Source organism: Halalkalibacter sp. HAAS-P013 (genome assembly GCF_056619925.1).
Genome location: NZ_JBWQTU010000009.1, coordinates 132171 through 153894 on the forward strand (window position 1 = coordinate 132171; position 21724 = coordinate 153894).

The following is a 21724-nucleotide window of genomic DNA, read 5'->3' on the forward strand; positions in this document are numbered from 1 at the left end:
CTCTACCACCTATTAAAAATTTGTTGCACAGCTGCCTCTCCTTGATTAATGCAATCAGGCAACCCAATCCCATCATAGCCTGCACCAGCAAGATAAAGACCAGGAAGATTCCGCACGATATCTTCTTTTACTTTTGCTAGTTTATACGTATGACCGACATTGTACTGCGGCATGGAATCCTGCCATCGTTTTATGAAGCAAAACTCCGGCTCTCCTTCAATTGTCATGAATTGCTTAAGGTCATAAAGGACAGCACTTACGATTTCATCATCTGAACGCGAGACAATCGCTGAGTCACCAGCTCGTCCAACATAAGCTCTAAGCAGTGCGTACCCTTCTGGAGTAGAGTGCTTCCATTTATTATGAGTCCATGTACAAGCAGTAATAGTATGATTGCTTTTTTTCGATACAACAAAGCCTGTCCCTTCATTGCGATTGATGACTTTCTCTTTTTTATAAGCTAGAGCAACAGTCGCTACTGTCGTTGATTCCATCTCTTGTAAATATCCGAAATATGGATAATCGGATAGTAAGTTCGCTGTTACCTTTGGCGGAGTAGTCATGATTACTTTATCATAGACGGCTTCCTCACCATTTGCAAAACACAAATAGAATAGCTTCCCCCGCTTTTCTACCTTTGTTATATTACTACCTTTATGGACTGAATCGCGGTCGAGTTTTGCTTCAATCGCTTCAACAAAAGACTGCAACCCTCTTCGAAACGTCAAAAACATCCCTTTGGATTTTCCAACCTCCGTTTGCGGCTTTGACTGTTTACCTTTTGACCCTTTCATTCCACGAATGAGACTCCCATGCTTTTGCTCAACTTGTAAAAACTGAGGAAAGGTAGCTTTTAAACTTAACTTATCTAGATTTCCTGCATAAATACCAGATAAAAGTGGCTCAATGAGACTATCAACCACCTCATTGCCTAATCTTCGACGAAAGAAGTGACCAAGAGAGATATCCTCATTTTTAGCCGTGATACGTGGGTAAAAGAAATCGCCTGCCGCTCTTAGTTTCCCAATTGGCGATAACAGGTTAGTATGCAAAAATGGCTTGATCTCTGTAGGAATGCCCATTATCGCTCCACCAGGAATCGGGTGAAGGGTTTCTCCTTTTAAGACATATGCTTGACCTGAATCATTAAACAGAAGTTCTTCTTCTAATCCAACTTCTTTCGCCAACCTTGTCATGCTGTCCTTTCTCGCTAAGTACGAATCCGGCCCGAGTTCAATAACAAATCCATTAACGCGTTCGGTTTGTATCTTCCCACCAAGTCGCTCGCTTTTTTCAAATAAATCATAGGAAATAGCTACATCGTTTCCCTTAGCTTTTTCCAGTTTATGTGCAGCTGCTAACCCAGTAATTCCACCGCCAATAATTGCTATCCTTCTTTCCTTTTGCACCACAAGTTCTCACTACTCTCTCTCTGCAAGCTTTTTTTTGACAACTGTTGCTAAACATTGTAGAAATTCTGGTTTGGCATTCGGCATCTCAGGACGATAATAATCAATTCCAAGTTCATCTGTTACGATCTTACATTCAATGTCATTATCATAAAGCACTTCTAAATGATCAGCTACGAAACCAACTGGACAATAAACGATGGAAGTATAACCATGTTCTTGATATAGATCTCTAGTTAAATCTTGGACATCTGGACCTAGCCAAGGGTCAGGTGTGTTGCCTTCACTTTGCCAACCAATTGTATAATTCTTAATTCCTGCTTTTTCTGCAATCAAGTCAGCTGTTTCTTGCAGTTGATCTGGGTACGGATCTCCCATTTTCGTAATTTTTTCTGGCAGGCTATGAGCTGAAAAGATAACACAGGACTTGTCCTTATCCTCAATTTCACCTAATGTTTCTTTTACCTGATTTACCCAATAATCGATAAACAACGGCTCATTATACCAGCTATCAACACTGTAAATCGTTGGTCCGTCTACATTTTCTGACTCCTCTTTAGCTCTGCCATTGTAAGATTTCACGCTGTAAGTTGAAAAATGGGGTGCGAGAACTAAACTTACGGCTTCCTCAATCCCATCTTCTTTCATTTGCTTAACAGCATCCTCAATAAAAGGATCAATATGTTTTAAGCCGAGGTAAGCTTTAAATTCAACATCATCATATTCACTATTTAATTGTGCCTCTAAGCCAAATGCTTGATCTTCTGTAATCTTAGCAAGAGGACTAATACCTCCAATAGCTTCATAGCGCTCCGTCAACTCTTCTAACGCTTCATCAGAAGGTTTCCGCCCCCTGCGAATATGAGTATAATACGGCTCAATCTCTTCTTTCTTTCTTGGTGTTCCATATGCCATTACTAATAAGCCAATTCTTCTCTTAGTCATTCCCTCACCTCAAATTACAACTTATTCATCGAATAATCGTGCACGAAAGCTGTTAATCTCTTTAACGTATCTGGACTAACTTCCGGGAAAACTCCGTGTCCTAGATTAAAGATAAAGTTTGGATTTTTCATTCCTTGATCTAGGATTGCTTTCGTGCGTTCTTCAATGACATTCCATGGAGCTAACAAAATTGCAGGATCTAAATTTCCTTGAACTGTTTTCTTAATACCTAACTCTCTTGCTTCTTGCACAGACAGGCGCCAATCAAGCCCGACTACATCTAGAGGCAAATCATTCCACTCGTTTGCTAAATGACTTGCTCCTACTCCAAACATAATAAGCGGAACATTTTCTTGCTTAAGTTCTGCAAAGATACGGTTCATGACCGGCTTCACAAATGTACGATAATCAGCTACATTTAACGCCCCTACCCAAGAATCAAAAATTTGAATCGCTTGCGCCCCTGCTGCAATTTGCGATTTTACATATGTAATAGTCATTTCACCTAGCTTATCCATCAACAAGTGCCAAGCTTCTGGCTCTGCATACATAAACGCTTTTGTATTATTGTAGTTTTTAGATGGGCCACCCTCAATCATATAGCTAGCAAGCGTAAATGGAGCTCCTCCAAAACTAATTAATGGAACCGTTAACTGTTCACGTAGCAGTTTGATTGTATCTAGAACATAAGCCACATCTTCTTCAGGGTTAATCGTTCCTAATTTTTCTACGTCTGCTTTCGTACGAATTGGATTATCGATAACCGGACCAATTCCTGACTTTATCTCTACGTCTACTCCAATGGCTGGTAGCGGTGTCATGATATCTTTATACAAAATAGCCGCATCGTTATTATACTGATCAACAGGTAACTTAGTCACATAGGCACATAGTTCCGGTTGATGTGTAATTTCAAAAAGAGAATATTTTTCTTTAATTTTTCTATATTCAGGCTGAGACCGTCCAGCTTGCCTCATATACCAAACAGGTACATGATCATGAGCCTCTCCTCTACAGGCTTTTAAAAACGTATCGTTAAAAATCTTCTGATCCATTGTGCCACTCCTTTAAATATCTTTCCTACCTATTTTACTTGATTACATTCCAAAAAGCATATTATACACTTTTACTATAATGACCGAAACTTAACGTGTATAGACTAACAGAACAACTGTCATAAAATAGATGAATGTTTTAGTTGTTTGAATTGACTTATCACTCTTGTCCCAAAGCAAGCGGAAAGTCTAAAAGGGACGAATCCCTTTTAGACCATATTAATGAAAGCCTAACCTAAATTTCACCTCAGCTAAATTAGAAGTAACCCCTTCTTGATCGGTTATCGAATTATAAGGAACAACTTCATACTTCCTAGTTGTAAATGGGTTTGAACTGTTGATATAAAATTCTGTTTGGCCAACAACTGTTGCTAAAAGGTTGCTTCCATCTTCAGTTTTCTCATAAATATGATAGTAAATTCTCTCATCAGCTTTGCCACTCCACTTTAGGTGAATACTAGAAAGTCCTCTTCCCCCCATTGAAAAAGTCGCTGTTAAATCAGTAATCACCGGAAGTTCAACAGGTGGTAGAAGCTCCTCAACTTCATCAGGCTTCTCAAAAGCAGCTGCACGCATCTGACTTGGTAACTCACTGACGATATCCTTATATAAAACAGTAGGATACGCACTTCCTCCTCTAAGATACTGTTCACTTGTTGTAACATCATAACCCATCCATACTGCCCCCACAACCGTTGGCGTATAGCCGACAAACCAAGCGTCCATTACTGCGCCTTCTACTCCTGGAAAAGATGTCGTCCCTGTTTTCCCAGCTAAAGAGCTATGGACCTCTCCACTTTTTCCCGTACCATTCTTCACAACAGATTCGAGCATTCTTGTCATGTACCATGACGTCTGAGGTGATATGATCGTTTCATTTCGCCATTTTTCACCTAGTAACCGCTCCCCATTTTTAGTATAAATAGCTTCAATAAAATAAGGATCTACTTGATTGCCGTTATTGGCAAAGACACTGTAAGCAGAAGCGAGTTCAAGAGGAGTTACACCTTCTGATAATCCTCCTAATGCGATTGCTAAACCGCGATCGTTTGTGTGAATACCAAAACGTTCTAGAGCTTCAACAGACGTTTCAACTCCCATTTCATTCATCAGCCAAACAGTTGGTGCATTGGCTGAATAAGTGATTGCATCATACATCGTCATTTTCCCTGAATACTCTTGATTGAAATTCCTAGGAGTATATCCATCATAATCAATCAATTCATCAACAATCATCGAATACGGATGAAATGTCCCCATCTCCATTGCAGGAGCATAAACAGCAAGTGGCTTAATTGTAGAACCAGGTTGTCGTTTTACATTCAAACGATTTAAACCCTTTCGTACATACTCCCTTCCACCTTGTACTGCAAGAACACCTCCCGTTTTTGAGTCAAAGAGAACTATGGCTGCCTCAGCATCCTCATTACCACTTGGAAAATATCGATTATCTTGTATCTTTTGATATGAATCTATTTGGATCTCTTTGTTCATCGGAACGACAATTTGATAGCCTCCAGTTAGAACTTCTTCATTCGTTAAATGATAACGATCACGCGCTTCATCTAACACCATATCAATGTAGGTTAAATATGCTTCATTTTCCGTAACACGATTTTGATTAATAACAACGGTTCGTCCACGTAAATACTTAGCCTCTTCAGGAGTTAACTTCCCATGCCTTTCCATTAACGTTAAGACAAGATCCCGTCGCTGCTTGCTTTGTTCTGGATTTGTAATAGGAGAATAGGAGTTAGGGGCTTTTGGTAGCCCAGCCAAGAGAGCTCCTTCCTCAATTGATAAATCATGTACATCTTTATTAAAGTACAATTTAGACGCGGCTTGTATTCCATAAGCTCCGTGACCAAAATAGATTCGATTCAAATACATTTCTAGAAGTTCATTTTTACTATATTTACGTTCTAAATTCATAGCAATTAGTACTTCATTGGTTTTTCGTAGTAACGTTTTTTCATTTGTCAGGAAAACATTTTTGGCAAGCTGCTGAGTAATCGTACTTCCTCCTTCAACTTTAGCTCCTGCAAGTAAATCACGATATAACGCTCTTCCTATAGCGCGAATGTCTATCCCTTGATGGTTATGAAACCGTATATCTTCCACAGAAATAAAAGCTTGTTGTACATGTTCAGGTATGTCGCCAATGGTAACAGGCTCTCTATTTTCAATATAAAGCTGGGTTAGAACCTCTCCATTTTGATCAACAAGAGACGTCGTTGCCTTCATCACTAGTTTCTGACCATCTATTACATAATTTCCTGCTAGTATAATGCTTAAATAAATAATAAGAGCGAAAAGAGTTGTCCCTAAAAGAGCTGCTAACCCTATAACTATTTTCTTTTTCAAATAACATACACCTCCCTTCTAGAGGTCACTACAAAAGGTGAAAACACTTCTTCAGTACCTTGATTAAATAGCAATAGCCCCGCACGTTGCTTAGAGGACACTGACAAAGTAAAAACCACCTTTGTCAGTGTCCTCTCCTTCTATTACCTACTATACCCGTCTATGACTAGTTCATAACAGTTGCAAAGCAAATCTTCTACAGCTAAACTTATATACGAATAGATTTACTTTTCGTTTCAATTAATGCAAAACATAGGAGGTGCCTCAGGTGAAAAAAGCTAGTATTGTTCAAATTAATAGTGACACACCAGCGCTTAATGGAGTTACGATGCAAGGGGAAACGGGGCAATTTGTTTATGTAGAAGAAATAGCTGAACATAGTGCAGCAAAACATTATGAAGTATTTAGCGAAACGGGAACCATTAAAGAAAAAGGATTTGTTGTTATCAATAATATTCCTGTTAGTGAAGAAGGGCGTCCTTCTTTTGAAGAACGTTTTCGTAATCGTGCTGGGTTAGTTGAAGGAGAGCCTGGATTCCAAGCCATCCGAATATTACGACCTGTTAGCGATGATACATATGCAATCATGACAATTTGGGAAGATGAAGATTCGTTTAAAAAATGGCAAACATCAAAATCGTATGAGAACGCACATAAAAAACGAGGAAGTTCTCAAGCATTACCAACTTCAATTTTCCCACGCCCATCTTTTGTTACTACGTATACAGTTGGATAAAAAGAAAAAGAAAACATGCAGCATTACCCTTACTGCATGTTTTCTACTTTACTAATCCCGTACGATGTGCATAAACAGCCATTTGTGTACGGTCTTCTAATTCAAGCTTTTGTAGGATATGACTAACATGAGTTTTTACCGTTTTAATACCAATAAAAAGCGTATCAGCTATTTCTTGATTGCTCTTTCCCTCTCCAACTAATTCAAGTACTTCTCTTTCTCGTGGAGTGAGTGAGTCATGTAATGGTTTTACTTTATTTCCCCGCATGCGGTCCATCATCTTATTCGTAACTTTTGCTTCCACAACTGACTTTCCTTCTATTGCTCCTCGTATTGCCTCAGCAATTTCAACGGCTGATGATGTCTTAAGTAGGTAACTAAATGCACCTGCTTCAATTACAGGATACACTTTTTCATCATCAATAAAGCTTGTAAGAACAATCACTTTACAATTAGGTATTTCCTTTACAATCTCAGCTGTTGCAGCAATCCCGTCCATCTTTTCCATTACGAGGTCCATCAACACCACATCAGGTTGTAATTGTAATGCTGCATTGACTCCATCTAATCCATTACTTGCTTGCCCAACAACCTTTATATCTGGTAGTGTCGATAAGTACGCTGACAACCCCATTCGTACCATTTCATGATCATCCACTAACAGGACATGAATCATTTCACTCACCCTTCCATGCAATAGGAATATTCACTTCAATTTGTGTTCCTTTACTAGGAACAGAAACGATTTGTAGCGTTCCCCCAATTTCGGTCATCCGCTCTCGCATCGTATGTAAGCCATAAGAATTTTTTTGAACAGTTTTCACATCAAAACCAATCCCATTATCGATTAGTTTTATTTTTAAATCTTGATTCGTTTGTCTAAGCTGTAATTCTAGTTGTGTCGCTTTCGCATGTCGTAAAACGTTCGAGATTGCTTCTTGGACCATTCGAAAGATTTGATCTTCTATTCCTTTAGGGATCATCATATTATCTTGAATCGTAACGGTGACATCCATTCCATACTTTTCTTGCAATTCATTAAATAATTGATGGATACCATCCATTAAACTCTTCCCTTCTAAATGGGCTGGCCTAAGGTGAAGTAGCAATGCACGCATTTCTGCTTGAGCAGTATTCGCCATCTTTTCAACCATCTTTACTTGTTCAACAGTAGGGTCAGATGTCTGTACCATCGTTTGTTTAATAGCAGCGGTCATCATCGAAATAGCAAATAGTTGTTGACTAACTGCATCATGCAAATCCCTAGCTAAACGTTGACGTTCTTCTGATACAGCTGCTTTTTTTACCGTTTCTTGCATGGCAGCACGTTCGCTAGATAGGCGCTGCAAGGAGGCTACTTGTTCTTCAAAGTTTTGAGCCATTCCATTTAATCGCTTAGCAAGTTCTCCTATTTCATCTGCACCTTCCACTTCCACCCTATGCGTAAACGTTCCTCGCTCAAACCTTAGTGCACCATGAACTAATTGGTCGACTCTTCTCCTTATCGGATCCGCTTGAATATACCCTCCGATTATTCCAGTAATCCCGATAACAATAAGAATCCAAAAAAAGAGCGGAATCCCCACTAGTTTACGGTCAAATACTATTAGCAAGCTACGCGGTTCATCATATGTCATTAAAAAGAGCAACAGAAAGGCCAAAGTAAAAGTAACGATGATACTATGACGAATAAATTGCCAACGAATGCTAGCTAAACGTTTCCTCATACTGCTCTCACCTTCACTTCGCCAATGAACGTAGAAAGGATTAGTTTGACTCTTCTCGGTGCTTGTTTGTATTCTTTTGTTGCGATGCTAAGCTGTTGGTTGATTCCTCCGTGACTTTCATGGAAAAGAGAAACTTCGCCAATAGTAGAAGAGGCTTGAATCGCAACCGCTAAATCCTCAGGTACATAAAAGTCAATTTCTCCAATTAATGTTTGGACAACAATGACAGTTTCACCTTCTGGGATAATTGCTTTCGATAAATCTATACGAACTTCTCCAATTCCATTCCAAATAGTTAAGTCATTTAATTCAAAAGCTTCACCTAAATAATGAACTTCTCCGATTAAGCTTTTTCTCATTGTAGGGGTGAAGACCACTCGATTATCTCTTGTTCGCTTTGAATCATCCTCATCCACTCGAAATCTTTCATTTAATTTATCTAGTTTCTCCTCTGCTTTTCTTATGTTTTGCTCTGTTTTATCGTGAATCAACTCTCTGTCATGCTTTCTTTTTTTAGGTGACCGGACTAAGCGAATACCAAAATAGAGTGCTGCAATCGCAATAAGTAATCCCATGAAATTCATCCCTAAAAATTGGTCAAAAATAATACTAGCACTAATTACAAAGAAAATGAGGCTAATGAAATTATGGTCTCTTTTATAAAAAAACAAGCCCATCACGAAAAAAATGAGTGGAGCAACGAAGTTTCCTATTGATATGTTCATCGTATTAATCAAAATATTGAAACCAATAATAACAAAGATAAGTCCAAATAAAGTTTGCTTCTTCATGCTCCATCTCCTTTCATTTAGCGCTCACGAATTCGAATATCTCCTGAAGTCGTTGATATCGTCATTGGATGCAAACCATCACCTAGAATTCCTGAAAAAGCCTTAGACTTTATAGACTGTTGTTGTAAGAGGTCAAGCCGTATATCTCCTGAAACTGTGTTAAGATTTACTTCTGCATTTCCTATTGGAATATTTAGTTCAACAACCCCTGAAACTGTTTTTAACCAGACCTTTTCGTTTTCATCTTTATACTCTAACTCTATATTACCAGAGACTGTTTTTCCTTCGATGTCTCCTGATAAATTTTGAGCGATTATATCGCCAGAAACAGTTTCTAACTTGACATTGGCAGTTGTTACTTCTTTTAAGTTGATTTTTCCTGAGGTTGTCTTCACTTTTACAGACTCGCTAGAACGTGTTGATCCTATTACATTCCCAGAAACAGTCTTTAATCTAGTATTGGTGACACGCACTTCATCATCAAGCTCAATTCCTCCTGAGATACTATTAACATTTAGGTTCTCTCTATAACTATTCGGGATACGTACAATAGCCTGTGTTCTTCCACGAAAGTTAAATGAGAAAAAACTGAATCTCGGTTCTTTCACCTCAATCTGTAACTTGTCTTTCTGTTCTTTTGAGTGTAACTCTATTTGTTTATTTACATTATTTAATTCAACCGAAAGCATTTGACCGTCATGGCCTTCGATGACCCAATCTACAGATGTGCTTGAGAAGTCAAGTGTTTTTACTGAAGTTAGTTCTGCTGTTAATGACCCTCCACTCCTTTTTGTTTCGAAGCTTGTAAACGGTGAAGAGATGGTTGTTACTAAGAGAAATAAACCTATGACTATCAAGATACCTCCTAACAACACCTTCATGTTCCCCCTCCTTGCAAGTCTTTACACTTTATAACTATATAAGACTTTTAGTTGTTCGTATAGAAAATTTTTAATACCTCTTAACAACTGATTTTGCTTTTTTTGTTGTGAGGTAGTAGTTTAGTTTAACGTTTATTTCATCAGAATAACGCTACTCCCTCACAACTTTTATTTGTACTTTTTATTAATTTTCTTGCATTTGCTCTTTCAATTTGTTTATTTCTATATCAACCTCACTCTCATTTTCCCAATCAGGTTCAAGTAAAGTTGGGTCACTCCAATTTTTTGTTTCACTTTTCACCTTGTCATTTGACTTCGTTTTCCCACTTTTCTTTACAGCTTGAATACGTACTATTAATTCCATATTTTTCTCCTGTAATTGACTGTATTTAGTTTGAAGTTGTTCAAGCTTAGAAGTCATCTCACGAATAATGTCTTCGTGCTTGGCTATCATTTCTTGGAACTGGTTCATTTGCTTCCACACTTCTTTTTTATTAACCAATATTTTTCGCGCCAAATCCTCATTATCCGCTTGTAAAGCAACATGCGCTTGCTCTTCCCGCTTTTTAAACAATTCACGCGCTAACGTTAATTCGTGCTCCAATGTTTTTTTTCGTATGAATGCGCTCTCTAAATCTTGTTCCGCCTTGTCTACCTGTTCCTTCACATCACGAATGTACTGCTTAACCATAATAGCGGGTTCCTCAATTCGTTCTAACCCTTCATTTATATACGCTTTAATTAACTGGTTAATTCTATCTCCTAGCATGTCAATTTCCCCCTTCTTTCATTAACTTTGTGAACTCTTCATCAATACTCTCAAACGAACTGGTTGTTTTTTCTTTGAAATCAAGCTTATCTTCATTAGCATTTTCTTTTGTTTTCATAAGCTTGTAGCCACCATAAACTAAGAATGCACCGATCAATAAACTAACAATTCCTCCAAGCCCCCCAAGTAGCATTAACGCACCAAAAGTAATTAGAATAATACTTGAGAACGACCATTGTCCTTTATCTTGCCATTTTGTAAATCCCCAATAGAGGAGCGCTCCACCAATGAGAAGCCCAATGATTCCTCCAATATTAACCCCAATCATGCCAAGAAGAATATTGATCCCTATGAAAATAAGGAGTATTCCGCCGAAAAATTTACCTGATTGTTTCATTTACATTGCCTCCTTCTCTTAACTACTTTTATTGTAGATGAAGATAATTCTTTTGAAGCCAACCTGTAGATTGGTTTTGTCTACGTCTTAAGACTGATCTTTCATTACTACTTTGTGAACGTTTGTAATATGGCCATCATCCTTGTATAGAATCAGCTATAATGAATAAGCAAGTGTAAAAAATTGATTCATATATCGAGAATGGACTAGAATAGACTAGGAAGTAGAACGATATAAATTTCTAGATTTACTTTACTTTAAGGATGTGTTTAGCATGACTGAAGTTTCTATTTGGCTCGCCTTTTTAGCGGGTATTGTTTCCTTTTTGTCACCTTGTGTTTTCCCATTAGTACCAGCTTACTTGGCTCAATTAACAGGAACAAACATTTCTGATAATCAAATAAACGCTGATAGAAAATTAATTATTTCAAGGAGCATTGGCTTCATATTTGGATTCACAATTATCTTTCTTCTCCTCGGTTTGTCTTCGACGTTTATCGGTCAAGCTTTTTTAGGAAATAGACAGCTTTTCGAACAAATTGGAGGAATCATCATTGCTGTCTTTGGTTTACAAATGATGGGAGTTATATCGATCCGAATGTTACTGAGCGAAAAAAAGCTAGCAGTTAAACCGAAAAAAACAGCGAGTTTTGCCAATTCAGTTCTGCTTGGCTTTTTATTCGGGACTGGCTGGTCCCCTTGTATCGGACTTGTTCTTTCTTCGATCCTGTTTATGGCAAGTCAAGCCGACACGATGTGGGCAGGGGTATTTATGTTATTTGTTTATTCAATCGGTTTAGGAATTCCATTTCTTTTAGTAGCGCTGCTTTGGTCGCGTTCCCTGAATAAAGTCCGGGCATTAAATAAGTGGCTTCCTACCATTCAAAAAGTAAGCGGCGGAATTATGGTCATCTTAGGTATCTTATTATTCACAGGACAGTTTGCTGTTATCTCTGCTTATCTAAATCGTATTTCTCAATCACTTCCTTTTACTATTTAACAAAATAAAAAAACGAGATTGACTAAAATTAGTCAATCTCGTTTTTTTGTTCCGGTAGTGACGACAACCACCTTATTCGGTAGCCATTCATCGCGGTTTCCCCTAATAGATCAAGAAAACGATAATTAGCAGCCGCACCTACTACTGCTCCGAACCCTGGGATGAGTTGTAGCATCTTTGGTAAATCAATATAATCACGATAATCGAGTTGAAATGCCTTCCAATCAAACGTAGCTAAATATTCTTCTTTTTCAGGAAGATGCTCTTTTCTTAATTCCCATTCTTCCAACTGCTTGATTAAATCAAGTCGCTTTTCTTCCCTTGCATAAGCTAACTGAAAAAGGTACAAAACAAACAATCGCTCTCGATAGTCTCGCACATCATAACCATATGCAGAGGCAACATCAAAAAGGAACTTCATTTTTATACTTAGAAGTAAAGGAAAATCAGCCATTCCAAGTAAAATACCTCCTGCACCTGTTCCAGCTCCTTCTAGAGCAGCCGTACGCTTATACGTTTTAATTATTTGGGATACTTTCTCTTCTCTTTGCTCTAGGCTTAATGCCAACTCAGGTTGTTTTTTTGTAGTATATTCAGAACCAACTAACGTAGCGTGGACCATATTCTTTATACTTGCCGTTACGACGGAATGTACTTTTTCTGGAATAAGATTGTTCATCTTAGATTGCAATCCTTTTGTATAACGACCTACCATCGAAGGTCGTTTTAACAACTTCCGCTTCCATCTTTGCAATTCTTCTGCAATCTCCTTTTCATACATAACAGCCTCTCCTTTTGACGTTACTCCTTATCTTTATAGATTCAAGTATAAGTATGATGATGACTAATTTTTCCTTTTTTTATGAATCAGTTTATGACTTCCTACATAGCTATATACCCCACCAAGAATAAGGGTAGCTCCGGCAATCAAGAGAGCGGATGAAGCTAGTAATACACCTAGTTGAACGGCTGTCATAATCAATAGCAATCTAAAGGATAGCTGTGTTAGGGCATCCTTTTTTTCATCATTACTTACAGGATACAAATCAACCCACATATTCGTATCGTAATGATACCAAATTGTAGACAATTGATTTGTCACCATATGCATAAATAAGAGAAGGACCACAAGTTGAAGCCACCCAGAAGGAAGGGCAAGAAGGATAACAGCTGTTATAATGACAAGCCTTACATAGATACCAAGATAGTCGTTCGCCCGAATAAAGGATTTCGCAAATAAATAATGATAAATCGATTTCTTAGAATCTGTAATTACAGGTAAAATCCCTTTCAAATAATTCCTTGGTCTCACTTTATTTCTAAGTTGTGGAACATCTGTAAAAGCATTAGCAATACGATAAAAGAACAACAACATTCCTTGTTCTACTTCAATTAAATGATCCCACTTAATCGATAATTGCTTAGACAATTTTTGATAATAAACGTAATACAGAGCTGCCATGATTACGTAAAGGGCAAGAATATATAACAAATTAGCACCTGAAAAAAGCAAATAGGTGAAAGCAATGTTTATTACCCCTCGTAATAAAAAGTGAGAACGTCTATCTGACTCGCTTTGAAAACGTTGCTCTTCAAAACTTGCAAACACATTCCAACCTTTCGCCACAATCAAGAAGACTAACACCAGCAACAAGCTGCCAGCGTTAGATGCTAAGTACTCCGAAAATAAAGGAGAAAGAACAACTAAGACAAGAAGTATGACTCCACTTTGCAATCCAAAGCTATACCATTTAGATGCTTGAAAATAGGATCCAAGTTTCGATTCATACGGCAAGAGAAAAACCACATCCGCCGGCTTTACAAATGTTCGCACACCACTTCTTGTCAACAAATGGGCAAACACTGCAACAAACACCCAAACTGCTGGAAAAGATTCTGGTAACCAATCTAGAAACACACTATAATAGTAGCTCCCAATAATGATAAGAACATAGACTGTGAACAAAAACCCACTGTTCCCAATTAAACGTAAATATCGAATCGCCATATTCCAATAGGTGTTAACTCGTTCTCTCCATAACGTCATTCCATCATTCATACGAGTTCTTCCTTTGTCATTTCAATATATATATCATCCAATGTCGCTTGAGGAAGTTGTAATTGATGACGCATCTCATCCAGTGTCCCCTCCAACACAACCTTCCCTTGATGCAATATAACAAAGCGATCACAGTAACGTTCTGCTGTTACTAAGATATGTGTCGACATTAAGACAGCGGCACCTCTATTTTTCATATCGCTTAAAAATGTTAAAAAAGATTGAATACCAATTGGGTCTAATCCAACAATTGGCTCATCAACAATATAAACGGGAGGTTCAATTAAGAATGCACTCATAATCATGACTTTTTGACGCATTCCTTTTGAAAAATGACTTGGGTACCACTTTTTCATTTTTCCCATCCGGAACTCAGCAAGCAACTTCTCTGCTCTCTCTTCAAAAATGTCTTTCTTAAGTCCATATGCCAATGCTGTCAGCTCTAAATGCTCCCATAACGTTAACTCATCATATAGGATTGGTGTTTCTGGAATATAGGCATATGAACGCCGATATTCATTAACATCATCTTGAAACGTTCTCCCTTCTATCGTTACTTGTCCTTTTTCAGGTTGGAGTAACCCAAGTATATGTTTAATCGTTGTACTCTTCCCTGCCCCATTTAGCCCAATCAACCCGACAATCTCTGAATTATTAACATGAAAATTAACATCATGTAATACAGGCTTTTTCGGATGGTATCCTCCCGTTATTCCCTCTATTTTTAAAACTGACATAGTTAACAACTCCTTCGCCCTCTTATCTTACCAAAAGTCCAGAATAGTTCTCTAGTCTAATGACAAAGGCTTGCTTTCTTCGACACACTTTTTTCAAAATTAATGAGTTTAATGGCGACTTGCAAGTCAGTCAAGCACTCATGTATAGTTGGATTAGACAAATTATGGGAAGGGTGATTCGATGACGACTGATTCTAACTGTATCTTTTGTAAAATTGTGCAAGGAGAAATCCCTGCCTCCAAAGTTTATGAAGATGAACATGTACTAGCTTTTATAGATATTAGCCAAGTAACGAAGGGGCATACTTTAGTTATCCCAAAAGCTCATCACCAAGATCTTTTTGATCTAACTGAAGAGAGATCGAAGCATATTTTTGCAGTTGTTCCAAAAATTGCAAAAGCGATTAAACAAACGTATCAATTAGAAGGTTTAAACATTGTTAACAATAACGGCGAACTTGCTGGGCAAACGGTGTATCATTTCCACGTACATCTAATTCCACGTTACGGTAAAGGTGACGGATTCGGTGCCGTTTGGAAAGACCATAGCGCCGAATACAAACCTGAAGATTTACAACAAATAGCAAAAGAAATAACTGTTTTTATGAAGAAATAAAAAAGAAAAATCGAGGGCACTAATATAGTCCTTTTAGCGGGTTCGAGGAAGCAGCAATGGCTCCACACGTTACGCGCCTGCTATGAGAAACTCACTCATAGCAGGCTTTAAGACAAAGCAACGGCCCAGCTCATTGCTTAAAGGCCATTGAAAAATCAGCTTCTTTGTATTATTGTTGAGTATCACTAAGAAGCTGATTCAGATAAGGCTAATCAGAATTTCTGATTAGCCTTATCTGAATCATTCTTTAAAAGGAACTTTCAGAAAACACTAAAAAAACAGTTCATTATCTGCTTAGTTATGGTACGATAATGACAATCTATGTTATTAACGTGGTGAAGAGATAAAGGAGTGGAGAGAACATGACAGCAGTTTATAACTTTAATGCTGGACCATCTGCGTTACCGAAAGAAGTATTACAAAGAGCACAAGCTGAGTTAACGAATTTTAACGGAACCGGGATGTCAGTTATGGAACTTAGCCATCGTAGCAAAGATTACGAGGCCGTTCATCAAAATGCAATTGATCTACTAAAAGAGCTTTATAACATTCCCGACCAATACAAAGTTCTTTTTCTGCAAGGCGGTGCTAGCTTACAGTTTTCAATGATTCCTCTTCAGTTTTTAAAAGAAGGAACAATCGGAAATTATATTTTAACGGGTTCATGGTCTGAGAAAGCATTAAAAGAGGCTAAACTAATTGGTAAGACAGCTATTGCAGCATCAACTAAAGAAAATAACTATCAATCAATTCCTACATCAAACGAGTTCCAATTTAATAAAAATGATGCTTATGTTCATTTAACATCTAACAACACAATTTTCGGAACACAGTGGAAGGATTTTCCTACAATTGACCATGCTCCCCTTATTGCGGACATGTCTAGTGATATTCTTTCACGCCCTATTGATGTAGAGAAATTTGGGCTTATTTATGCAGGTGCGCAAAAGAACCTCGGTCCATCAGGTGTAACAGTTGCCATTATTAGAGAGGATCTACTTGAGGTAAACGTTGACCAAGTTCCTACCGTCTTACGTTACAAGACTCATGCCGATAGTAACTCGCTATATCACACACCTCCAACATTTGCTATTTATATGTTAAATCAGGTACTAACATGGGTGAAAGAGCAAGGTGGGGTAAATGCAATCCAAAAGCGTAATGAGGAAAAGGCTAAATTAATTTATGATGCGATTGATGAAAGTAATGGTTTCTATAGAGGACATGCTGAAAAAGATTCTCGTTCATTAATGAATATTACATTTAACCTTCCTACTGAGGACGATAACCAAAAGTTTCTTGCCAAAGCAAAAGAACTTGGATTTGTCGGACTAAATGGTCATCGCTCCGTAGGTGGCTGCCGTGCTTCTACGTACAATGCTGTTCCACTCGAAGCGTGCGTAGCACTTCGAAAGTATATGGATTCTTATCGAACAAGTCATTAATGTGGTTAGGTTTACCCCCTAACCACTTGTTAAGACATGATGAGAAAAGTTGCAGAAACACCACTAATGAGCAATAGTGCCAACATAACAAGAAGAGAACTTCTGAATTGGGCTTTTTCATAGCTATTTACATTGCCCACTAATCGCAATGAAACATAAACAAGCCCGTACAATGAAAGTAAACAAACTGATACCATTAATAAAATGAGTGCTTCCATCTTCCCCCCTCCTTATCCTTGATATATATGCTTATAGGAGGGGTTTCAGAACAAGTTTAGAAAGGTGGTACGAATCATGGGTACTAAATCGTTTTTTTCAGGTTTATTCGTTGGTTCAACTATAGTCGGTGCTATAACACTTTTAACAACACCTACATCAGGAAAAGACTTACGTACAAGCTGTAAAGAAAGTGCTATAAAAGTCCAAAAAGGGTTTGAGCAACTAGCTAAAGATAGTCAAACTGCCTCTATTCAACTTAAGACGACTGCCAAAGTTGGCAAAGAAACGTTTGTAACCGTTGGTGAAGAAGTTAAAGACTCTATCAATGATTGGAAAAAGGATGTAGAACCTGCGTTAAATCAACTGAAAAATGATATTGAGACTCTTCAAAAAAATGTAGAACAATCTAGAAAAGCAATCGACTAGATTGTCCTACAAACGAGTAAGAGGTTTAATAATAATTTTCTAAAAGTTTTAAATTCATAAATTTTTATCTTTCTTTTTATTTCAATTCTTGTCATAATGTAAAGAAGAAAAAATATCGGAAAATAACTTTTTGAAGAACAAAACAGAAATTAGTAACGTCATACCTAGGGGGAGAAAGATGGATCAACAAGTACCTAGCTCCTTAAAACAATCAGTCATATTTAGTCATAAGGTAGCGCAATTAAGTAAAGCACTATGGAAGTCCGTAGAAAAGGATTGGCAAACATGGATCAAGCCATTTGATCTAAATATCAATGAGCACCATATTCTATGGATTGCTTATCATTTAGATGGTGCCTCTATCTCAGATATTGCGAAGTTTGGGGTTATGCATGTATCTACTGCCTTTAACTTCTCAAAGAAATTAGAAGAAAGAGGTCTCTTACATTTTTCAAAAAAGGAAAATGACAAACGAAATACTTATGTATGTTTAACAAATGCAGGACATGATTTATTCCTTCAAACACTTGAATCGTACCAGCCAGATACGTACGGTGTGTTCGAAGGGGCATTGCCAATTAGAGACCTATACGGGAAATTCCCTGAATTATCTGAAATAACGAGTATATTGAGACATATATACGGACCAGACTTTATTGACATTTTTGAACAATCGCTTTCCAAGTTCGATGAAGACTTCAAAGAAGTTAATGGTCGTCTTACAAAAGTAGATACAGACAATAAAACAAACTATTCAAGTGAAGGAGCCTAGTATTAAACTAGACTCTCTTTTTTTTTTGGAAAATAATAAAGTTGTATCAGAATTTAGTTCCTTATTTTCCTAATTTATTAATATGCTGAAATCTTTATTGTCGAAATCATTTTATTTTTGTCGATTCTATTGCTTTCTAATAAAAATGAGAGTAAATTAGTCAGTGAATTGAGGAGGTGCAGCACTTCAATGAACTGCTGGAAAACAATACGTATAAGCCGTGAATACGGTACGTTGCGCCTAATGATGTATTCTGGATGCACGATGCTTTTTACTTTTTTATTTTCTTATTTAGTTGTTAGCAGCCTTTTACCGACTACACAGTCGCCTAATGTTAGCCTGCCATTTTTTGTTATGAGTATTATAGCAATATTAATTGTTCATAAAATCTTACATCTTCTGCCTATTTGGCTTTGTGGAAAGAAAGCAATGTTAAAGACGAACTGGCTATCACCAATACCAGTTCTTTCAGTACAACTGTCGAAACCATTAGCGCGTAACCTATATTTAACTGCTTTATTAACACCGGTTTTTACAATAACTGCAATAGGAGCAGTTGCCTCAGCAATGTTTCCGATGTATATTGCCTATATTTCAATTATAAGCTCTATTCACTTCGGATTAGCTTTTTACGACATTCTGTATGCTTCTTACTTATTTAAAGCACCGAAAGATAGTTATGTGAAAAACCACGAAGAAGGGTTCCATATTTTAATTAAACAAGCTGTATAACAAAAAGGATGACTGATAGGCGATTTCCCTACTAGCCATCCTTTTTCTATTTAAAAATCATTTCAAGCTCAATTTTATCTTGCGTTAGATCGAAGGTTAGAAAACGAAACATAATTGAATCATTATCATCTATTTGAAGTTCCGTTATTTTTACTTCAACTACCTTTTCACTTGGATACGTAACAATCCAATCAGCTAACTCAAGCCAGTTAGTTAATATTTGCATAACCTGATCTACCGGTAAATTAAGAATACCAATTGAAAAGGTCCTTACCTCTAGTAATAAGTCCCCATTCGGAGTAACACTTGGATAAAAATTAATAGTCACGGGTACTTCCTGTCCAAGCATTCGGAACGCTGATCTAAACTGAACATTATCATCCATCAATTCAACAATATACCTGATGTCCGCTGGGTGTTCAGCTATTTTTGATGCGATTAATGAATTTAACCGCGTTTTGTCTGTTTGAATGTGAAACGTAGCTTCTTCTCCTGTTGGTTGTTGAGCCAAGAAATGTTGTTCCTCAACCTCTGGAAAATATCGTTGAAAAAGAATGAAGACGACAATTATTGTAACCACAACAAAACCGAGTAATGATAGAAAGGCAATTTTCCATACTTGTTCACTTTTTTTCATTCGTTTATCCACACCTTTCCTGTCTTTTTGTTCCACTTCCTACCTAAAATATAACAAACCTGTATACTTTTAAACTGCTTTTTAAATTAATTTAGCATTCTCCTATCTTTTTTAGCCAATTTTTGATAAAGTTTATATATCATTGCTCGTCAGGAGGCACGTACATGCTCTTCTTCACTATATTTTTTGCACTGTTTATTTTGTTTGTTATTAATTCTATGACTGACGCATTATGTTTGAAGCGTGAGATCCCCTCCGAAAAACAACCTAAGTTATTTCGGACCATTAACATCCTTATGACTATTTTATTGACTTCCACATATGTAAAAATATTATTCACATAAGAAGAGTGAGGGACATTCTAAATCCCTCACTCTTCTTCTTACTACATGTTAGTTCATATTAGCACATCCACGATGCGCCAATAATCACTAGTAAAATAAACAATACGACAAGCAACGCGAACCCGCTATGATAAGTGTGAGACATAATTATCCCTCCTTATTTAAAACTTACATGTCGTCCGTAAGAGATGTCGTTTTTGGTATTATAACCAAGCTGCACCTACAATAACTAATAAGATGAACAACACAACGATCAACGCAAATCCTCCGTGGTATGCGTGAGACATAATAACACCTCCTCATTGCTTTGTTACGTTATCCTATGCTAAAAACCAATTTCCGTACTAGGCTCTTGCCCTAGTTAGGTAAATTCCTTAGAAAGCTTCTTTTAAAGTCTGTTCAAAAAGGGGCGATTTTTCCCTTTTTGAACAGACTCTAAGCAATGAGCGGAACCGCTACAAGGTTTTGAGCCTCTAGGAGCGGGGTTCTCCTAGAGGCGTGTAGCGTGTGGAGCCATTGCCGTCTTTTGAACACGCTCCTATAAAACATTTCTCTAACCGTTAAATGTATGGTATAGTAAGGTCTGTAAAATAGACAAGCTTGACCGAGCATGATGCCCAAGGAGTGAGAGACCAATGAAAAAACGAATGTTGACCGCTATCGGGGTAACCTGTATTATCACTTTAGCTGCTTGTAATAACGAGGATACAGCTGTAGATAATACACCAGTTGCTATTGTTGATGGAACAGAAATTACTGAAGTACAATTTGTGGATGAGTTAAAAACAAGACATGGAGATGCTATCTTACAGGAAATGATCAGAAACCATGTCCTTGACCAAGCTATTGAAACGGTTGAAATTCCTGAGGAAGAAATTGAAGAGGAATTAGACATGTTACGAAACGAGTTTCGTACCGCTTATGATATTGAAGATGATGAAGGAATTGTAGATGCTCTTCAAAACCAATTTAACCTAGATGTAGAGTCTCTAGATGATTTTGTAAATGAATACCTTCTTCCACCATTAGTATTGCAGAAATTAGCTACAGAAGGCATTGAGGTAACTGAGGAAGACATTAGAGCATTTTATGAAGAAAATGAAGATCAATTCGCTGAACAAGTACGTGCAAGCCACATTTTAGTTGAAGATGAAGAAACGGCTAATGAATTAATTGAACGAATTGAAGCAGGAGAAGACTTTGCTGATCTTGCTATAGAATACTCTACAGATCCAGGTTCAGGCGCTCGCGGAGGCGACTTAGATTTCTTTGGACGAGGCCAAATGGTTGAACCATTTGAAGATGCGGCCTTTTCATTAGAAACTGGTGAAGTTAGTGAGCCTGTTGAATCTGACTTTGGTTTCCACATTATTAAAGTTACAGACCAAAGAGACGAGTTCGACGATTTCATTGAAGAAATTGAGCAAATCTTAATTCAACAACAGTCTAAGTCACAAGATGAAGTAATGGCTGAACTAATTGAAAATGCCAATATCGATATTAAAGATCCACGTTTTTCTAACTTATTTGGCAGTGAAGCCGCTGAATAAATGGATAGAGGGGTCTTAAAAAGAGGGAGCCCCAAAAGGTCAAAAACCTTTTGGGGCTCCCTCTTTTCTCTATAAATTCCGCTTTTGCCTAGAGCAAAACATTAGCCTATGCA

Annotated in this window: 25 protein-coding genes; 8 read left to right on the forward strand and 17 right to left on the reverse strand. The window is 37.5% G+C overall.

The window, feature by feature from the left end; translation table 11 throughout:
* Nucleotides 1-2: 2 nt before the first annotated feature.
* From hemY to AC1FXP_RS13785, 4 genes are all read right to left on the reverse strand, one after another.
* Complete coding sequence (hemY, locus tag AC1FXP_RS13770; RefSeq protein WP_480062298.1) at nucleotides 3-1412, reverse strand: protoporphyrinogen oxidase; 1410 nt, start codon at nucleotides 1410-1412, stop codon at nucleotides 3-5.
* Between the two features lie 9 nt (nucleotides 1413-1421).
* Nucleotides 1422-2354, reverse strand: a complete 933-nt coding sequence (hemH, locus tag AC1FXP_RS13775; RefSeq protein ID WP_480062300.1) for a ferrochelatase — start codon at nucleotides 2352-2354, stop codon at nucleotides 1422-1424.
* Between the two features lie 14 nt (nucleotides 2355-2368).
* The gene (gene hemE, locus AC1FXP_RS13780) at nucleotides 2369-3409 is read right to left on the reverse strand and encodes a uroporphyrinogen decarboxylase (protein WP_480062302.1); all 1041 of its coding nucleotides are present in this window, start codon (nucleotides 3407-3409) and stop codon (nucleotides 2369-2371) included.
* A 219-nt stretch (nucleotides 3410-3628) separates the two neighbouring features.
* Nucleotides 3629-5773, reverse strand: coding sequence for a transglycosylase domain-containing protein (locus AC1FXP_RS13785; protein ID WP_480062304.1), 2145 nt, complete (start codon nucleotides 5771-5773; stop codon nucleotides 3629-3631).
* 328 nt (nucleotides 5774-6101) lie between these two features.
* Here AC1FXP_RS13785 and AC1FXP_RS13790 point away from each other — a divergent pair, with 328 nt between their 5' ends.
* Nucleotides 6102-6509, forward strand: a complete 408-nt coding sequence (locus AC1FXP_RS13790) for an antibiotic biosynthesis monooxygenase family protein (RefSeq protein ID WP_480062462.1) — start codon at nucleotides 6102-6104, stop codon at nucleotides 6507-6509.
* Between the two features lie 43 nt (nucleotides 6510-6552).
* On the opposite strand, the gene AC1FXP_RS13795 is transcribed toward AC1FXP_RS13790, so the two are convergent.
* The 6 genes from AC1FXP_RS13795 to AC1FXP_RS13820 form a co-directional block, all read right to left on the reverse strand.
* The gene (locus tag AC1FXP_RS13795) at nucleotides 6553-7185 is read right to left on the reverse strand and encodes a response regulator transcription factor (protein WP_480062306.1); all 633 of its coding nucleotides are present in this window, start codon (nucleotides 7183-7185) and stop codon (nucleotides 6553-6555) included.
* A 1-nt stretch (nucleotide 7186) separates the two neighbouring features.
* Nucleotides 7187-8236, reverse strand: a complete 1050-nt coding sequence (locus tag AC1FXP_RS13800; RefSeq protein ID WP_480062308.1) for a HAMP domain-containing sensor histidine kinase — start codon at nucleotides 8234-8236, stop codon at nucleotides 7187-7189.
* Nucleotides 8233-9027 carry a cell wall-active antibiotics response protein LiaF gene (gene liaF, locus AC1FXP_RS13805; RefSeq protein ID WP_480062309.1) on the reverse strand — a complete coding sequence of 265 codons (795 nt, stop codon included), beginning with the start codon at nucleotides 9025-9027 and terminating at the stop codon, nucleotides 8233-8235. Before liaF ends, AC1FXP_RS13800 begins: the two co-directional genes overlap by 4 nt.
* A gap of 17 nt (nucleotides 9028-9044) precedes the next feature.
* Nucleotides 9045-9908, reverse strand: a complete 864-nt coding sequence (locus tag AC1FXP_RS13810) for a DUF4097 family beta strand repeat-containing protein (RefSeq protein WP_480062311.1) — start codon at nucleotides 9906-9908, stop codon at nucleotides 9045-9047.
* Nucleotides 9909-10092: 184 nt separating this feature from the next.
* Nucleotides 10093-10677, reverse strand: coding sequence for a PspA/IM30 family protein (locus AC1FXP_RS13815; RefSeq protein ID WP_480062313.1), 585 nt, complete (start codon nucleotides 10675-10677; stop codon nucleotides 10093-10095).
* A gap of 1 nt (nucleotide 10678) precedes the next feature.
* Nucleotides 10679-11074 (reverse strand): hypothetical protein, encoded by a 396-nt coding sequence (locus AC1FXP_RS13820; RefSeq protein WP_480062315.1) that lies wholly within the window; start codon nucleotides 11072-11074, stop codon nucleotides 10679-10681.
* Between the two features lie 274 nt (nucleotides 11075-11348).
* Here AC1FXP_RS13820 and AC1FXP_RS13825 point away from each other — a divergent pair, with 274 nt between their 5' ends.
* Nucleotides 11349-12074 carry a cytochrome c biogenesis CcdA family protein gene (locus tag AC1FXP_RS13825; protein WP_480062317.1) on the forward strand — a complete coding sequence of 242 codons (726 nt, stop codon included), beginning with the start codon at nucleotides 11349-11351 and terminating at the stop codon, nucleotides 12072-12074.
* Between the two features lie 28 nt (nucleotides 12075-12102).
* On the opposite strand, the gene AC1FXP_RS13830 is transcribed toward AC1FXP_RS13825, so the two are convergent.
* The 3 genes from AC1FXP_RS13830 to AC1FXP_RS13840 all read right to left on the reverse strand — a co-directional run bounded on the left by AC1FXP_RS13830 (nucleotide 12103) and on the right by AC1FXP_RS13840 (nucleotide 14870).
* A complete protein-coding gene (locus tag AC1FXP_RS13830) occupies nucleotides 12103-12855 on the reverse strand; it encodes an EcsC family protein (RefSeq protein ID WP_480062319.1) in 753 nt (250 codons plus the stop codon).
* Between the two features lie 63 nt (nucleotides 12856-12918).
* Complete coding sequence (locus AC1FXP_RS13835; RefSeq protein WP_480062321.1) at nucleotides 12919-14133, reverse strand: ABC transporter permease; 1215 nt, start codon at nucleotides 14131-14133, stop codon at nucleotides 12919-12921.
* Complete coding sequence (locus AC1FXP_RS13840; RefSeq protein WP_480062323.1) at nucleotides 14130-14870, reverse strand: ABC transporter ATP-binding protein; 741 nt, start codon at nucleotides 14868-14870, stop codon at nucleotides 14130-14132. Before AC1FXP_RS13840 ends, AC1FXP_RS13835 begins: the two co-directional genes overlap by 4 nt.
* Nucleotides 14871-15051: 181 nt before the next feature.
* Between AC1FXP_RS13840 and AC1FXP_RS13845 the strand changes: the two genes are divergently transcribed.
* Entirely contained in the window at nucleotides 15052-15486 is a 435-nt protein-coding gene (locus AC1FXP_RS13845) for an HIT family protein (RefSeq protein ID WP_480062325.1), read from the forward strand.
* 362 nt (nucleotides 15487-15848) lie between these two features.
* Nucleotides 15849-16931, forward strand: coding sequence for a 3-phosphoserine/phosphohydroxythreonine transaminase (gene serC, locus AC1FXP_RS13850; RefSeq protein WP_480062327.1), 1083 nt, complete (start codon nucleotides 15849-15851; stop codon nucleotides 16929-16931).
* A gap of 29 nt (nucleotides 16932-16960) precedes the next feature.
* Here the strand turns inward: serC and AC1FXP_RS13855 are convergent, their stop codons facing one another.
* Nucleotides 16961-17149: a hypothetical protein gene (locus AC1FXP_RS13855; RefSeq protein WP_480062329.1), complete on the reverse strand. Its 189-nt coding sequence runs from the start codon at nucleotides 17147-17149 to the stop codon at nucleotides 16961-16963.
* Nucleotides 17150-17225: 76 nt separating this feature from the next.
* Here AC1FXP_RS13855 and AC1FXP_RS13860 point away from each other — a divergent pair, with 76 nt between their 5' ends.
* The 3 genes from AC1FXP_RS13860 (at nucleotide 17226) to AC1FXP_RS13870 (ending at nucleotide 19080) form a co-directional block, all read left to right on the forward strand.
* On the forward strand, nucleotides 17226-17576 hold the full coding sequence (locus AC1FXP_RS13860) for a YtxH domain-containing protein (RefSeq protein WP_480062331.1): 351 nt from the start codon (nucleotides 17226-17228) through the stop codon (nucleotides 17574-17576).
* Between the two features lie 178 nt (nucleotides 17577-17754).
* Complete coding sequence (locus AC1FXP_RS13865) at nucleotides 17755-18348, forward strand: HTH-type transcriptional regulator Hpr (protein WP_480062333.1); 594 nt, start codon at nucleotides 17755-17757, stop codon at nucleotides 18346-18348.
* Between the two features lie 189 nt (nucleotides 18349-18537).
* Nucleotides 18538-19080 carry a DUF3267 domain-containing protein gene (locus AC1FXP_RS13870; protein ID WP_480062335.1) on the forward strand — a complete coding sequence of 181 codons (543 nt, stop codon included), beginning with the start codon at nucleotides 18538-18540 and terminating at the stop codon, nucleotides 19078-19080.
* Between the two features lie 46 nt (nucleotides 19081-19126).
* On the opposite strand, the gene AC1FXP_RS13875 is transcribed toward AC1FXP_RS13870, so the two are convergent.
* The 3 genes from AC1FXP_RS13875 to AC1FXP_RS13885 all read right to left on the reverse strand — a co-directional run bounded on the left by AC1FXP_RS13875 (nucleotide 19127) and on the right by AC1FXP_RS13885 (nucleotide 20348).
* Nucleotides 19127-19717, reverse strand: a complete 591-nt coding sequence (locus tag AC1FXP_RS13875; protein ID WP_480062337.1) for a YpmS family protein — start codon at nucleotides 19715-19717, stop codon at nucleotides 19127-19129.
* 402 nt (nucleotides 19718-20119) lie between these two features.
* On the reverse strand, nucleotides 20120-20206 hold the full coding sequence (locus AC1FXP_RS13880) for a YjcZ family sporulation protein (RefSeq protein ID WP_480062464.1): 87 nt from the start codon (nucleotides 20204-20206) through the stop codon (nucleotides 20120-20122).
* 58 nt (nucleotides 20207-20264) lie between these two features.
* Nucleotides 20265-20348: a YjcZ family sporulation protein gene (locus tag AC1FXP_RS13885; RefSeq protein ID WP_088102685.1), complete on the reverse strand. Its 84-nt coding sequence runs from the start codon at nucleotides 20346-20348 to the stop codon at nucleotides 20265-20267.
* Between the two features lie 348 nt (nucleotides 20349-20696).
* On the opposite strand from AC1FXP_RS13885, the gene AC1FXP_RS13890 reads away from it, so the two are divergent.
* On the forward strand, nucleotides 20697-21611 hold the full coding sequence (locus AC1FXP_RS13890) for a peptidylprolyl isomerase (RefSeq protein WP_480062339.1): 915 nt from the start codon (nucleotides 20697-20699) through the stop codon (nucleotides 21609-21611).
* The last annotated feature ends 113 nt before the right edge of the window (nucleotides 21612-21724 follow it).

Excerpts from the sequence above, each read along its gene's own strand:
- hemH (WP_480062300.1), bottom strand. The coding sequence starts at position 2,354 with ATGACTAAGAGAAGAATTGGCTTATTAGTAATGGCATATGGAACACCA.
- hemE (WP_480062302.1), bottom strand. The coding sequence starts at position 3,409 with ATGGATCAGAAGATTTTTAACGATACGTTTTTAAAAGCCTGTAGAGGA.
- AC1FXP_RS13790 (WP_480062462.1), top strand. The coding sequence starts at position 6,102 with ATGCAAGGGGAAACGGGGCAATTTGTTTATGTAGAAGAAATAGCTGAA.
- AC1FXP_RS13795 (WP_480062306.1), bottom strand. The coding sequence starts at position 7,185 with ATGATTCATGTCCTGTTAGTGGATGATCATGAAATGGTACGAATGGGG.
- AC1FXP_RS13800 (WP_480062308.1), bottom strand. The coding sequence starts at position 8,236 with ATGAGGAAACGTTTAGCTAGCATTCGTTGGCAATTTATTCGTCATAGT.
- liaF (WP_480062309.1), bottom strand. The coding sequence starts at position 9,027 with ATGAAGAAGCAAACTTTATTTGGACTTATCTTTGTTATTATTGGTTTC.
- AC1FXP_RS13810 (WP_480062311.1), bottom strand. The coding sequence starts at position 9,908 with ATGAAGGTGTTGTTAGGAGGTATCTTGATAGTCATAGGTTTATTTCTC.
- AC1FXP_RS13815 (WP_480062313.1), bottom strand. The coding sequence starts at position 10,677 with ATGCTAGGAGATAGAATTAACCAGTTAATTAAAGCGTATATAAATGAA.
- AC1FXP_RS13820 (WP_480062315.1), bottom strand. The coding sequence starts at position 11,074 with ATGAAACAATCAGGTAAATTTTTCGGCGGAATACTCCTTATTTTCATA.
- AC1FXP_RS13825 (WP_480062317.1), top strand. The coding sequence starts at position 11,349 with ATGACTGAAGTTTCTATTTGGCTCGCCTTTTTAGCGGGTATTGTTTCC.
- AC1FXP_RS13830 (WP_480062319.1), bottom strand. The coding sequence starts at position 12,855 with ATGTATGAAAAGGAGATTGCAGAAGAATTGCAAAGATGGAAGCGGAAG.
- AC1FXP_RS13835 (WP_480062321.1), bottom strand. The coding sequence starts at position 14,133 with ATGAATGATGGAATGACGTTATGGAGAGAACGAGTTAACACCTATTGG.
- AC1FXP_RS13840 (WP_480062323.1), bottom strand. The coding sequence starts at position 14,870 with ATGTCAGTTTTAAAAATAGAGGGAATAACGGGAGGATACCATCCGAAA.
- AC1FXP_RS13845 (WP_480062325.1), top strand. The coding sequence starts at position 15,052 with ATGACGACTGATTCTAACTGTATCTTTTGTAAAATTGTGCAAGGAGAA.
- serC (WP_480062327.1), top strand. The coding sequence starts at position 15,849 with ATGACAGCAGTTTATAACTTTAATGCTGGACCATCTGCGTTACCGAAA.
- AC1FXP_RS13855 (WP_480062329.1), bottom strand. The coding sequence starts at position 17,149 with ATGGAAGCACTCATTTTATTAATGGTATCAGTTTGTTTACTTTCATTG.
- AC1FXP_RS13860 (WP_480062331.1), top strand. The coding sequence starts at position 17,226 with ATGGGTACTAAATCGTTTTTTTCAGGTTTATTCGTTGGTTCAACTATA.
- AC1FXP_RS13865 (WP_480062333.1), top strand. The coding sequence starts at position 17,755 with ATGGATCAACAAGTACCTAGCTCCTTAAAACAATCAGTCATATTTAGT.
- AC1FXP_RS13870 (WP_480062335.1), top strand. The coding sequence starts at position 18,538 with ATGAACTGCTGGAAAACAATACGTATAAGCCGTGAATACGGTACGTTG.
- AC1FXP_RS13875 (WP_480062337.1), bottom strand. The coding sequence starts at position 19,717 with ATGAAAAAAAGTGAACAAGTATGGAAAATTGCCTTTCTATCATTACTC.
- AC1FXP_RS13880 (WP_480062464.1), bottom strand. The coding sequence starts at position 20,206 with ATGTCTCACACTTATCATAGCGGGTTCGCGTTGCTTGTCGTATTGTTT.
- AC1FXP_RS13885 (WP_088102685.1), bottom strand. The coding sequence starts at position 20,348 with ATGTCTCACGCATACCACGGAGGATTTGCGTTGATCGTTGTGTTGTTC.
- AC1FXP_RS13890 (WP_480062339.1), top strand. The coding sequence starts at position 20,697 with ATGAAAAAACGAATGTTGACCGCTATCGGGGTAACCTGTATTATCACT.